Source organism: Mycoplasmopsis primatum ATCC 25948, assembly GCF_000702785.1.
Lineage (GTDB): Bacteria > Bacillota_I > Bacilli_A > Mycoplasmatales > Metamycoplasmataceae > Mycoplasmopsis > Mycoplasmopsis primatum.
Map to the genome: position 1 here is coordinate 1 of NZ_JNJV01000027.1, position 13,990 is coordinate 13,990.

The window sequence follows — 13,990 nt, forward strand, 5'->3', positions numbered from 1 at the left end:
GAGGACATTTTATACTTAATTTTATTGCCCTTGTTGTTCTCAAACTTACCTTATACAAATTAAATAAATTCTATGAAGATAATGGAGTAATTCAGAAATACACAAATGCTAGCTTAGTTGATCTACTTAATGCTTGCACAATCACATCTAAATTAAGAAATGGTCAAATTATAGAGCAATCATTTGCCCAAACATCTCCCGATGGAAATGTTAAAAGAGAGTTTGAAGAAATAAATAAAATACTAAAAAATTGTATGTAAAAAAACGAAAAAGCGAAAAAACATTAAAAATAACAGGGCTTTTTCGTTTTTTTCTTCAAAACTCAGAAACTCGGGAAAAAAATTATTTAACTAGTAAATAAATAAAAGCAACTTTGACTGTTTTAGAATTTGAAGTTGCTTTTATTTTATCAAGTATAAATTTAATAATTATTTATTTGAGTCTTCTTAATTAACACTAATGTTGTAATAACACAAGACAATGAGAAAACAATCAATAGAAAATTAGCAAAATATAGAATTATTGATATAGTAATGTGAGTCTTATTATCAATAACATTTAAAACCAACGAAACGAAAACGGCTATAAAAATCATAACTGCTAATAATAAACAAGACACAATAACCAAAATTTTGTATTTAAATATATGTATAAAAACAGATGAATCAAGTGCAAAATAAACAACAAAAGATAAAAGTAATGCTATAAATATAAAGGTTAATGATAAATTTGTTATAGATAAAAATTCAAATGATTTACTGCTGAACATGCGAAATAATTGATTAAATCTATCTAATATTGGATAAATCGTAAGAATAAATAAACAAAGAATAATTGAAAAAAGTACGCATAGTTGAGAAAAGATTATTTTATTTTTTTGATTCATAAATTAGCTCCATTTTTTGATTCAATTCATATAATAAAATTTTTCTAACATCGAGCATATTGTTGTCTGTATCATTTAATTCATTCAAAAAGCAATTGACTATTGGATTTTGTACATTTAGATTTTTGTAGTACTTATTTAAAAAATCATTCTTATCATGCTCATTAACAAAAGTTCATTTTAGAGATGAAAAATTGTTTTTGTTTAATTTAGGTTCGCCAATAAATTTATCATATAAAGAATGTTTATTTTCAAGGATCTTATTAATTCCACCGCCAACATTTTTTACAAAAATATTTTTATCTATTAATTTAACAAAAGTACTAATAAATAAATACACTTCTGAAAAATTAATGTTTTTTGAATTGTTTAACTTGATGAATTCTAAAAATTTCTCAGTGCTTTGTGGTTTTGAAAAATCAAAGATATTTTTATTCAAATAAAATTGTAAGAAATAATTGGACAAATACAAATGCGAAAATGCTTCTGTAATTTTTTTATAGTTTCAATAATTATTTTTGCTTAACAAAAATGCTAAATCAATATAAGAATTCTTAATTTTGGCTTCATAATTTAATTTAGATATTTTATCGTCATTATTTACTAAATATAAATGAAGTATTTGGTGCATTTTCATAGCTATCATGAAATTGATCTTAGGAATCTTAATATTATTTTTTGTAGTAATAAACCTTTTAGGAATGTATTTTGAGTATAAAACTTCAATTTTTATATCGTCATATTGATATTTGCTAGCAGCAAAATCTTTGAATTTTTCTTCAAGATTTTCAAATGATTTAGCATCAATGTATTTTGTCTCATTTGAAGCAGAAGCGAAGTCTAAATCATTATTTTCTCTTCAAAAGTCATTATAAGCAAACTTTATTGAACCACTACCATAGAGAACTAAACCCTTAGAATCAAAGAAGGAAATTAAACTAGTATTTAATTTATCACTTGCGCTATTTTTTGCATTGATCACTTTGAAAATATCATATTGAAAGTTAATGATAAGGTAAATGTTAAATCATTTTAGTGCTCTAAAAATATTGAATTCAAAATATTTGTTAATCATGATAAGGGACATGCTTTTAGTAAAACCGTAAAAACATGCTCAAAATAGAAGAATAAATATTATAGATATCACTAGATAACCACTACTTTTATCGGAATTTTGTGGAAAAGAGCGACCATAAAAAGAAGGATCAATAATAGCTACTAGTCCAAAAAAAGCCATTACCGGTAAAAAGATAAAAGATATAAACAAGAGAATATATTGAAAATAAAGTTTTTCCTTAATTAATTTAAACCGATGAATTAAACTAATTTTGTCTTCTAGTATCATGATGATGAGCCCCAGTAATCTTCTCTTAAATAATCACTATAAAGTGTATATGCTTTTTGATATACGCCATGAACAGTATCGTATGATTTCTTTACTTTATCTCTTGCTATTAGAACAGAGAAATAGTCTCATCAGTTATAGTCTATATTATTAAGAGTATCCTTAGCTATTCTAAGTGCATTTTGTAACTCTTCAATATTTTTATTTTTAGAAACTTCCATAATTCCATTAAAAATATGAATAATAAAATCACATGAATAATTTAAAAATTCCTCGCTTCTTTTTAATAAACCAAGTGCTGTAAAAATAGTTTTACCGGCCAAAATACCAGTATCAATAGGTTGAATACCAGTTTTTCCGCTTTCTTCAAGGGCGCCAAAGAAATCACCAGCAGCGGCAGACGCGTCTCACAAAGGATTTAATTTATATAAGAATGAATGTAGGTCACTTAAAACGCTTTTAGCAGTTTTATGAAAATCTAAATATGTCTGTATAGCTCAAAAAAGTCGACTATTTATAGTGTTTCAGTCATCGTTTGTAACAAAATCATTTACTGTTTTATTTTCACTTGAAAAAGACATCAAAGTTAAATTATTAGACTCTGTTTTAATTTCTGAAATTTCTCTATCAAAAGCACTTTTTAAATTATTGAGAGTATCTTTTAACTCTTCAATAGAAAAATCTTTATGTTCTTGTTCTATTTGTGGTTGAAAATTTATAATAATCATTTTATTTCCTTATAATTAATTATATTATATCAATTTACTGACTATATTTATATGTCCCAGATAGTACTATCATTGATTTTTTTAAATTTTAGAGAATATTAATTAAGCAAAACAAATTATTTATATAAGGCTTTGATTAATGATAAAAAGTTGCTATATTTTTTATTAAATGTTTAGACATTTTTTAATAAATAAAATCATTTTTATAGAAATAAATATGATGCATGCAATCCAGCAAATAATAAATAGATTTAATGGTAAGGTAAATACTAATAGTGGCAAATTATTAAAATGCCCATAAACAATTATCACTAAGAAAGAAGCAGTTCATAAAAAACATAAAATAATAATAAAGCATATAAATGAAATGCGATATTTATGCATTAAGGGGTAGATTGCAAAACTGAATGAAAATAAAATTGATAGAGCTAAAACAAAAATTAAAAGAATACCGGCTACTAGTGAAAAGGCAAAATCTGTGTATTTTCCAACTAAAAAAGGCATTAAATAAAACAAAGCAACCAGCGTCAATAATGAACAAATTATTGATAGTTTAATTACATTTATCTTGTTTTGCTTTTGCATAATACTTCTCCATATTTTTACTTAATTCATATAAAAGTAACTGCCTTATATCAATTGATTTATCTTGTTCGCCTTCTTTAAAATCACTAATCATTTCATCAAGGATCTTGTTTTCATTATTTAACTTTTCATAAAACTTATGTAAAAAATTCTCTTTTTCGCTTTGTGTTATGAATGTTCATTGAAATGATTGAACGTTTCTATCACTTGGTTTTGAATTTGTAATAAGCCTATCGTAAAATTGACTTCTATTTTTTATATTACTATTCATTTCTTTGCCAATATGTTTAATGAAAATATCCTTTTCAACAAATTCAATAAATAATTTTACAAATTGATAGCCTTCAGCATAGTTATCATTCATTAAACTAATTTCTTTTACAAATAAAATGAACTTTTTTATTTCATCACTGTTTGTAAATTCAAAAATTTGTCTATTTAGGAAAAACTGAACTAAATAATTAGATAAATATAAGAAATTAAATGACTTTTTTAATTTATCAAAATTCCAATATTTACTTTTATTTAACAAAAAACATAAATCAATAAATGTATTTCTTACCTTTTGGTTAAATAACTCAGGTGAATCAATTTTATTTTGCGAGGCTAAATATAAATGTAAAAGTTGGTGCATTTTCATGCCAATCATTAAATAGATATTAGGTATATCAATATTATGTTTTTTTTCTAAGAAATCTAGCTGGTATATACTTGCCATATAATACTTCAACATTAATGTTTTTATATTCATATTTGCTGGCAACAAAATCATCAAATAGTAATTTTAAATTATCTGCTTCGTTTGGTTTAGCATACTGTGGCGCTAATGATTTGGATGCAAAATCATAATCATTTGACAATCTTCAATAATCACTATAAGCAAAATTAATGGAAGCACTACCATGTAATATAAGATTTTTGCTATTCATATATTTAATTAGTTTAATATCTTGCATAGCTTTCTGGTTTGATAAATTGATCTTTTTGAACATGTTATATTTCATTCTAATAATAAGATAAACATTAAATCATTCCAAAGACCTAAAAATATTAAATTTATAATAAGTATTAATCATAATTATAGAAATCGACTTAACGATTCCAAAAACACAGGCTCAAAAAAGCAATATTGTAGAAATAATTACAAATTCATATACAAAAATTTTATTTTTACTGTTTTCAACATTGCTAAACAAAAAACTTACATATTTAGACGGGCTAATACAGAATAAAATCACTGCATTGAAATAAAAATAGTAAACAAAAGCGAAATTATTAAAAACAAATATTGAAACACTAACGTTTTATTAATTAGTTTGGCATTTTCAAGAGCATCTAATTTTTCTTTTAATATCATCCATCCCTCCAAAAGTTTTCTCTAATATAATTAAGATATTCAATTTGCGCTCTATGTAAATGACGCTTATTGACTTCAATGCGCAATTCACTTTTGATTTAGATATAGCTAAGGAAAGAAAATTGTTTCATCAACTTTTCATAGCATCAAGTGCATTTTTAGCTATTTCAAATGATCTTATTTATAATAGTAATATCTTTAGATTTAACTATTTTGACTAATTGATCAGCATTTTGCCTTTCATTAATGCTGTGTGCTTGTGTATAAGTTATTATCGTAATTTAAATTCTCATTTAGTTCTCCTTTAATTACATTTATTAAATATTTATTAGCAAATACATATATTTTTATTTATAGTTAAATTATAATAAATTAAGAATGCTTATATATATTCATAATAAAAATATAATTGGGCACAGCATACAAAAAAATTAAAAAAATATTTTCGTTTTTTATTTTTTACATTATTATTTTAATAACGCGTTTTGGCGTTGGTATATCAATAATTGTATGGTTTTGATTTTGCTAAAAAAAATTAAAAAAATATTTTGTTAAAAAAGTTATTGGTATATAATTGTTAAGCAATCTTTTATTTGAGATTGTGAAATGTTCTTTGAAAACTAGATATATAAACATGACAGTCAATTTTTTCGAGAGTTTGATCCTGGCTCAGGATGAACGCTGGCTGTGTGCCTAATACATGCATGTCGAGCGAAGGTAGCAATACCTTAGCGGCGAATGGGTGAGTAACACGTACTCAACGTACCTTTTAGATTGGAATAGCGGGTGGAAACATCCGATAATGCCGAATACTTATTAAGATCGCATGGTTTTAATATAAAAAGAAGCGTTTGCTTCGCTGAAAGATCGGAGTGCGCAACATTAGCTTGTTGGTGAGGTAACGGCCCACCAAGGCGATGATGTTTAGCGGGGTTGAGAGACTGAACCGCCACACTGGGACTGAGATACGGCCCAGACTCCTACGGGAGGCAGCAGTAGGGAATATTCCACAATGGACGAAAGTCTGATGGAGCGACACAGCGTGCAGGATGAAGGCCCTATGGGTTGTAAACTGCTGTGGTTAGGGAAGAAAAAGTAATATAGGAAATGATATTACCTTGACGGTACCTGATTAGAAAGCAACGGCTAACTATGTGCCAGCAGCCGCGGTAATACATAGGTTGCAAGCGTTATCCGAAATTATTGGGCGTAAAGCGTCTGTAGGTTGTTTGTTAAGTCTGGCGTTAAATTTTGGGGCTCAACCCCAAAACGCGTTGGATACTGGCAAACTGGAGTTATGTAGAGGTTAGCGGAATTCCTTGTGAAGCGGTGAAATGCGTAGATATAAGGAAGAACATCAATATGGCGAAGGCAGCTAACTGGGCATACACTGACACTGAGAGACGAAAGCGTGGGGAGCAAACAGGATTAGATACCCTGGTAGTCCACGCCCTAAACGATGATCATTAGTTGATGGGGAACTCATCGACGCAGCTAACGCATTAAATGATCCGCCTGAGTAGTACGTTCGCAAGAATAAAACTTAAAGGAATTGACGGGGATCCGCACAAGCGGTGGAGCATGTGGTTTAATTTGAAGATACGCGTAGAACCTTACCCACTCTTGACATCTTCTGCAAAGCTATGGAGACATAGTGGAGGTTAACAGAATGACAGATGGTGCATGGTTGTCGTCAGCTCGTGTCGTGAGATGTTCGGTTAAGTCCTGCAACGAGCGCAACCCTTGTCCTTAGTTACTAACATTTAGTTGAGCACTCTAAGGAGACTGCCCGAGTAATCGGGAGGAAGGTGGGGACGACGTCAAATCATCATGCCTCTTACGAGTGGGGCTACACACGTGCTACAATGGACGGTACAAAGAGAAGCGAAGTGGTGACATGGAGCAAACCTCAAAAAACCGTTCTCAGTTCGGATTGAAGTCTGCAACTCGACTTCATGAAGTCGGAATCGCTAGTAATCGTAGATCAGCTACGCTACGGTGAATACGTTCTCGGGTCTTGTACACACCGCCCGTCAAACCATGGGAGCTGGTAATGCCCGAAGTCGGTTTATAAAGAAACTGCCTAAGGCAGGACTGGTGACTGGGGTTAAGTCGTAACAAGGTATCCCTACGAGAACGTGGGGATGGATTACCTCCTTTCTACGGAGTACACACGTCTTTCGTTTTTTAGTAAAGACATAACCAAAGTTATTTACAGACCTGTTATTTATATATTTTATGTCATGGGCTTTTAATAAGGTCGGAGCTTTATATCTAGTTTTGAGAGAGCATTCTCTCTTTGTTCTTTGAAAACTGAATAGTAAAATATTTTTCGATATTTACAACGACATCAAAAATCAAATTAAAAATTTAATGGTTAATTTGTTTTGATTCATCGAGTAAATCATATTAATTATGATTCATTGAAATGTCTTAAAATACACATCTTAAACTAAACAATAGGAAAATACTACTTTTAAATAAGTAAGAGTTTGTGGTGGATGCCTTGGGTCTGGAAGTCGATGAAGGACGTGATTACCTGCGATAAGCCTCGTGGAGCCGGAAATGTGCTATGAAACGGGGATTTCCGAATGGGGAAACCTAACTAGGGTAATGCCTAGTTGCCTATGTCTGAATTCATAGGACATAGAGTGAGACACCTTGTGAACTGAAACATCTTAGTAGCAAGAGGAAAAGAAAATAAATAATGATTTCTTTAGTAGCGGCGAGCGAACGAGAAAGAGCCCAAACCATTTTAAATGGGGTTATAGGACAGACTACATAGAGTTACAAAATCTAATGATAGCAGAAGCTTTTGGGAAGAAGCGGCGTAGAGGGTGATACCCCCGTATGTGAAATTATTAGATCTCTTGGCTGTATCCTGAGTAGGGCGGGGCACGTGAAACCCTGTCTGAATTTGCCGGGACCACCCGGTAAGGCTAAATACTAACCAGACACCGATAGTGAACTAGTACCGTGAGGGAAAGGTGAAAAGAACCCCGAGAGGGGAGTGAAATAGATTCTGAAACCACTTACTTACAATTAGTCAGAGCCCGTTAATGGGTGATGGCGTACATCTTGCAGTATGGACCGGCGAGTTACTTTAACATGCGAGGTTAAGCGGAAAAAAGCGGAGCCGTAGAGAAATCGAGTCTTAATAGGGCGATTAGTATGTTGAAGTACACCCGAAACCATGTGACCTATTCATGAGCAGGTTGAAACTTGGCTAACCCCAAGCGGAGGACCGAACCGTAGTACGCTGAAAAGTGCCCGGATGACTTGTGAATAGCGGAGAAATTCCAATCGAACTTGGAGATAGCTGGTTCTCCTCGAAATAGCTTTAGGGCTAGCGTGTAGTGTTAAGTAATGGTGGTAAAGCACTGAATATGGAATGGCCTCGCCTAGGGGTACTGACTATAATCAAACTCTGAATACCATTATGTATTACTATGCAGTCGGAACCGGGGTGCTAACGTCCCGGCTCGCGAGGGCAACAACCCAGATCGTCAGCTAAGGTCCCAAAATCGTGTTAAGTCAGAAAGGTTGTGAAGTTTCATAAACAACTAGGAAGTTGGCTCAGAAGCAGCCATCTTTTAAAGAGTGCGTAATAGCTCACTAGTCAAGAGACTTTGCGCCGACAATTTAACGGGAGTAAAACACGATACCGAAGCTACGGGCACATTTGTGCGTTAGAGGAGCGTTCTTAGGGCAATGAAGTCAGACCGTAAGGACTGGTGGAGCGCTAAGAAGTGAGAATGCCGGTATGAGTAACGATTCGTAGTGAGAATCTACGACGCCTATTGGGGAAGGTTTCCTGGGCAAGGTTCGTCCACCCAGGGTTAGTCAGGACCTAAGGCGAGGCTGAAAAGCGTAGTCGATGGACAACAGGTTAATATTCCTGTACTTTCTTTAAATGTGATGGAGTGACGGAGAAGGATAATCATACCTATTACTGGATTTAGGGGTAAATGATAACTGGTGATTGTAGGCAAATCCGCAATCTATAACCGGGAGTTATGATGCATAGAGTCTTGCGACTTGAATTTGATGATTTCATGCTTCCTAGAAAAGCTTCTAAACTTAATTTTAAGGAAACCTGTACCGAGAACGGACACACGTCCCCGAGATGAGTATTCTAAGGCGAGCGAGAAAACTAGTGTTAAGGAACTCTGCAAAATGACCCCGTAAGTTCGCAAGAAGGGGTGCCTATGGTAAAACATAGGCCACAGTAAATTATGAGGGGCAACTGTTTATCAAAAACACAACTCTCTGCTAAACCGCAAGGTGATGTATAGGGGGTGAAGCCTGCCCAGTGCCCGAAGGTTAAGTGGATGCGTTAGCTTATGCGAAGCGTTGAAATGAAGCCCGGGTGAACGGCGGCCGTAACTATAACGGTCCTAAGGTAGCGAAATTCCTTGTCGGCTAAATACTGACCTGCACGAAAGGCATAATGATCTCTCAACTGTCTCAACACTAGACTCGGTGAAATTATGGTCCCAGTGAAAACGCTGGGTACCCGCATCAAGACGAAAAGACCCCATGGAGCTTTACTATAACTTCGTATTGAGATTTGGCCTAACATGTGTAGGATAGGTGGGAGACTTTGAAGCTGAGACGCTAGTAGCAGTGGAGTCAACCTTGAAATACCACCCTTGTTATGTTGAGTTTCTAACTTGCCATCATAATCAGGTGGGAGGACAGTGCGTGGTGGGTAGTTTGACTGGGGCGGTCGCCTCCTAAAGAGTAACGGAGGCGTTCAAAGGTACACTCAGTACGGTCAGAAACCGTATGTAGAGCGCAAAGGTAGAAGTGTGCTTGACTGTGAGACTTACAAGTCGAGCAGGTGCGAAAGCAGGACTTAGTGATCCGGCTGTACATTGTGGAATGGCAGTCGCTCAACGGATAAAAGTTACCCTGGGGATAACAGGCTAATCTTGCCCAAGAGATCACATCGACGGCAAGGTTTGGCACCTCGATGTCGGCTCATCGCATCCTGGAGCTGGAGTCGGTTCCAAGGGTTGGGCTGTTCGCCCATTAAAGCGGTACGCGAGCTGGGTTCAAAACGTCGTGAGACAGTTTGGTCCCTATCTGATGTGGGCGTTGGAATATTGATGAGAGCCGCTCTTAGTACGAGAGGACCGGAGTGGACGTACCGCTGGTGTTCCAGTTGTTCCGCCAGGAGCATAGCTGGGTAGCTAAGTACGGAAAGGATAACCGCTGAAAGCATCTAAGTGGGAAGCCTCCTCAGAGATTAGTATTCCCTTGAAATTCCTTATAGACTATGAGGTTGATAGGCTGGATGTGTAAGCACAGCAATGTGTTGAGCTGACCAGTACTAATAAATTGATAGGTTTAAAAGTAGAGATGTGGATTTAAGACATTTCAATGAAGCATATAATTACTATTCAGTTTTCAGAGAGCAAATGCCCAAGTGGGCTTTTTTTATTTTTTCCATATCTATACTATGGCGCTCGCTAAAAAATATATAATTTGGTATATATGGAAATGGAGAAAATATGAATAAGAAGACATTAATTTTATTTTTTAGCTTACTAGCTGCTTTTATTGTTATAGTAACAATTTTAGCCATTTGTTCAAACTTAATTGATTGAATGTTCTTTATGAATAACTTAAAATATAAAGGAGTTCCAAATGGTAAGTAAAAAACATAATTGATTATTAATTATAATTCCGCTAATGCTTTATGCACTGATAGGTATAATAGTTTTATCAACTAATGTTTTATATAGATCTAGATTTAATAAACGTGCATTTTTCTTTTTATTCATAATTTCAATGTTTTTATTTTTATACTTATTCATCTGATTTAAAGGTAGATTCTTATATTTACAAACCAAACAAAATAAAGAAGTTATGAAAAGCACTAAATGAATTAGTGACTTAATAATTTATATAGTTTTAACATTATGATGAACTTGCAATATTGCCTTATTTGGAGATTATATTACAGTGGACGAGTGTTTAGCTTACAGAATAATTTCAATTATAAGTTATGCTTGTGCCTTTATTTATAGCATTATTCATTTAGCACTTTTTATTATAAGTATAAGAAAAGCTCAAACTGTCAAAATTTCACAAACTAATCAGGTTAAAGAAGAGACGGAAGCAATTTAATTATTTTGCTTTTATAATCATATAATTATCAAACTTGTAGCAAGATGTATTGATATAAAAAAATGCTTGTAAAAGCATTTTTATTAATTAATATAATAGATATTGGCTTGCTTCACTAGACTTAACTTTTTCAGCGTTATTTTCAGCAATTCTTTGTAGAAATGATAATGGCTTTTCCCTTTTTTTCATCCTTTCATTGTACTTTGCTGAATAGGCAATAAATATAAAATAAATATAAGGCATACCAAGATTTGTTTCTAATAAGGAATTAATAAATAGTGTCATTAACTTTTGTTCTAATGTTCTGCCATTGCTTCTTATGCCACCAAGCAATAGACCTAGTTCTCAGCCTAATTGAACCAATATACCCATATACAATAGTCAAAGAATATTAACTCTATATTCTTTATTATGAAATAAATTTCACATAACTAACATTAGATAACCAGCAAAAAGCAAGATAGCCATAATTCCATGCGTAGTTGATGATGTCCTATATGTTTCTATTACTGTGCTGTTATTAAAACGAGACATAATCATTGGTCCACATAATCATCATAATAAAATTATTAATGATCATTCAAATAGGTGCTTGTCTTTTGATATCCAAAGTCAAATTCACACAAAATTAGTAAAACCATAACTCATACTCATTCAGAAAAGAATTAAAAAAGCATTGACATCAGAAACCAAATGATTATTAATAGCAATTTTTCTTTCTTTAAAGAGTAAATAGAATATACAATAATCCACTAATAAATATAATAGTCCAGCAAACAAACCAACTAATAAAGTGGTGTATTTTTTTCTTCATAGCAATAAGCTAACCATTAGAGTTAAAAAAATTAAATCAAAGACGATAAATGATTCATTAAAAACTCTTTTAGCAATAATTGATCCGTCATCAATCATATTTTCTCCTTAAATTTATAATATAAATTCTATCAAATTATTATTTAAAAAATAATTCTTAAAGCAAGCATAAATTACTAATTTATTCAGTCAGCAACAACCTTTAAAATTTCTATTTTTCCCTGTTTTATAGGACTTTATGAGAAAAACACACCATTATACAAAAAATAAAAAAGTGCTTGTTAGAACACTTCTTACTTTTTTATAATTTAAAGTTTGAAATCTTTATTTTTACAGAAACAATTGATTCAGTATCTCCCTTTTTGAAATACAGGAATAAAGTTAAAGTCTTATTTTTGGTCTTTGAACTTTTTCCAATTTTTATAATTTGATACTCTGCTGGTAAATCATTTATTATTAAATTTTCTTTTAATTTATCAAATTCTCAGTTATTTACTTCTTTACTATCAAGCGTTTCTTTATTTTTAAAATCATATGTTAAATTTAACTTTTTGATTTCTTCATTAAGCTTTAAAGATTTAATATATTGATCAAATACATCTTTGCCCCATTTATCGTTTTTAATTTCAATTCTTTTAGATGACATTCTACTTTGATCGAAAGAACCAGCATTATAATCTTGTATTGTTATAGCTGTTATTTTAACTGTTAATAAATTATCTTTGTACTCTGGTTTTGAAAATACATAAATTGTTTGGTTTTCACGTATTGATTTAATATTGGCAAAGAAATATATATTTGACTTTTTAACATAATTATTTACCTTATAAAATTGAACAAGCTTTTTGTCAGCATTTTCAACCATAGCATTGTATATATCTTCATCTCATGCATATAAATAAGTAATATTTTTTATAAAATCATTCAATTGCGGTGCGGAAGTTGATTTGTGCTCATCGGCAGGTGTATCAACAAATTTATCAATAGATAGATCTGGCTCAATTTCTTCATTTATAGTGGCAATTGGAGCAGTTTCGTCGGGCAAAGGATCTTGACCTTTATTTTTTCTCATTTCATTTAGAATTTCAATACCCAAATTAGAAAAATCAATTTTAATTTTTTTCATTATAAAAGGACTATCTAATCAATTAAGAATAGATGCTTTTACTTCAACATAGTAATCATTGTTTTCTCTTGACAAAAGTCCAAAATTGTAATTTAAATTATGGTCTATGCTTTCTATTCAAAATGATTTATTAGAAATTTTTCCATTATTTAATTTCTCAATATAAGTTCTATCTTTTGAATATTTAGGATAAATTGCTGTTTTTGATAACTGATCACTAATATATGCTCTAATTTCATTTTCATTTAAATTATGAAAATTTTTGCCTTTTGAATATTCGCTTTCTACTAAAATTTCCTTTTCGATAAAAATATCACGATTGTTTTTAACTGACATTTTAGACATTATTTTAATTTGGTTTTTACCCGAAATATTTTCAATATTTATACCACATAATTCAATGTTGTATAAATTTACATCATAGCCGTCAATTATGAAATTTGGTTTGTTATTGAAATTGTTAATAGTTCTATGTTTAATAACGTGTTGATATGCTTTTTCATCTAATATAAACACCTTAATTTTACTAATTTCTTCCCCTATTTTTTCTTTCGCCGCTTTTTCAAAATTTAAAATCTCATCTGTCTTTTTTCAGCCCTTAATTACATATGAAGCATTTTTATTCATTACAATATCAGTGCCCTTAATTTTTAATTTAAAAATAATAGTAACATCATAATAATCTTTATCTTCATTTTTAACTGCTTTGTAAGTTGCTAATTCATAACCCTCACTTCCATTATCAAACAAATTGAGCCACCTGTTTTTCTAAAAAAATAGGGGATAATTATTGGTATGAATAAAACAGGTGATAGAGAAAACTGAATTTCAAGAAGTGAAAGAATAGTTAGCGCAATAATACACAATTTAAATTTTACTAACGAAAGGTTGGCGCGCATGTGCGACGTTAGCATTTCAACAATAAAAAGATGAAAATTAAAAATCAAAAAAGCAAATGGCAAAGTTGTTGTAAGTCATAATAATACAAATAATCAAAATGCCAAAAAATATAGTG

Annotated in this window: 11 protein-coding genes, 2 rRNA genes and 1 pseudogene; 7 read left to right on the plus strand and 7 right to left on the minus strand. The window is 31.5% G+C overall.

Annotated features, from left to right (window positions below):
• Window positions 1-260: pseudogene (locus T386_RS04610) on the plus strand (hypothetical protein); the annotation flags it as partial.
• Window positions 261-421: 161 nt separating this feature from the next.
• On the opposite strand, the gene T386_RS0103235 reads toward T386_RS04610, so the two are convergent.
• The 5 genes from T386_RS0103235 to T386_RS04725 form a co-directional block, all read right to left on the minus strand.
• Window positions 422-886, minus strand: a complete 465-nt coding sequence (locus T386_RS0103235; protein ID WP_029513712.1) for a hypothetical protein — start codon at window positions 884-886, stop codon at window positions 422-424.
• On the minus strand, window positions 870-2,231 hold the full coding sequence (locus T386_RS0103240) for an MAG4530 family protein (protein ID WP_029513713.1): 1,362 nt from the start codon (window positions 2,229-2,231) through the stop codon (window positions 870-872). Before T386_RS0103240 ends, T386_RS0103235 begins: the two co-directional genes overlap by 17 nt.
• Entirely contained in the window at window positions 2,222-2,959 is a 738-nt protein-coding gene (locus T386_RS0103245) for a hypothetical protein (protein ID WP_029513714.1), read from the minus strand. Before T386_RS0103245 ends, T386_RS0103240 begins: the two co-directional genes overlap by 10 nt.
• 553 nt (window positions 2,960-3,512) lie before the next feature.
• On the minus strand, window positions 3,513-4,262 hold the full coding sequence (locus tag T386_RS0103255; RefSeq protein ID WP_029513716.1) for an MAG4530 family protein: 750 nt from the start codon (window positions 4,260-4,262) through the stop codon (window positions 3,513-3,515).
• Window positions 4,219-4,782, minus strand: a complete 564-nt coding sequence (locus T386_RS04725; RefSeq protein WP_408633474.1) for an MAG4530 family protein — start codon at window positions 4,780-4,782, stop codon at window positions 4,219-4,221. Before T386_RS04725 ends, T386_RS0103255 begins: the two co-directional genes overlap by 44 nt.
• 178 nt (window positions 4,783-4,960) lie before the next feature.
• Between T386_RS04725 and T386_RS04540 the strand changes: the two genes are divergently transcribed.
• The 5 genes from T386_RS04540 to T386_RS0103290 all read left to right on the plus strand — a co-directional run bounded on the left by T386_RS04540 (window position 4,961) and on the right by T386_RS0103290 (window position 11,036).
• Window positions 4,961-5,122: a hypothetical protein gene (locus T386_RS04540; RefSeq protein WP_156935941.1), complete on the plus strand. Its 162-nt coding sequence runs from the start codon at window positions 4,961-4,963 to the stop codon at window positions 5,120-5,122.
• Window positions 5,123-5,547: 425 nt separating this feature from the next.
• A 16S ribosomal RNA gene (locus T386_RS0103275) occupies window positions 5,548-7,061 on the plus strand.
• A gap of 314 nt (window positions 7,062-7,375) precedes the next feature.
• Window positions 7,376-10,261 (plus strand): 23S ribosomal RNA (locus tag T386_RS0103280).
• The 16S and 23S rRNA genes sit together here, the layout of an rRNA operon.
• A 156-nt stretch (window positions 10,262-10,417) precedes the next feature.
• A complete protein-coding gene (locus T386_RS04545) occupies window positions 10,418-10,564 on the plus strand; it encodes a hypothetical protein (RefSeq protein WP_156935942.1) in 147 nt (48 codons plus the stop codon).
• Window positions 10,554-11,036 (plus strand): hypothetical protein, encoded by a 483-nt coding sequence (locus tag T386_RS0103290; RefSeq protein ID WP_029513718.1) that lies wholly within the window; start codon window positions 10,554-10,556, stop codon window positions 11,034-11,036. The genes T386_RS04545 and T386_RS0103290 overlap by 11 nt, the downstream gene beginning before the upstream one ends.
• An 87-nt stretch (window positions 11,037-11,123) precedes the next feature.
• Here the strand turns inward: T386_RS0103290 and T386_RS04465 are convergent, their stop codons facing one another.
• On the minus strand, window positions 11,124-11,948 hold the full coding sequence (locus T386_RS04465; protein WP_051622797.1) for a hypothetical protein: 825 nt from the start codon (window positions 11,946-11,948) through the stop codon (window positions 11,124-11,126).
• A gap of 202 nt (window positions 11,949-12,150) precedes the next feature.
• The gene (locus T386_RS0103300) at window positions 12,151-13,725 is read right to left on the minus strand and encodes a hypothetical protein (protein ID WP_029513720.1); all 1,575 of its coding nucleotides are present in this window, start codon (window positions 13,723-13,725) and stop codon (window positions 12,151-12,153) included.
• Between the two features lie 45 nt (window positions 13,726-13,770).
• On the opposite strand from T386_RS0103300, the gene T386_RS0103305 reads away from it, so the two are divergent.
• On the plus strand, window positions 13,771-13,990 hold a 220-nt coding region (locus T386_RS0103305), incomplete at its 3' end, for a hypothetical protein (protein WP_029513721.1).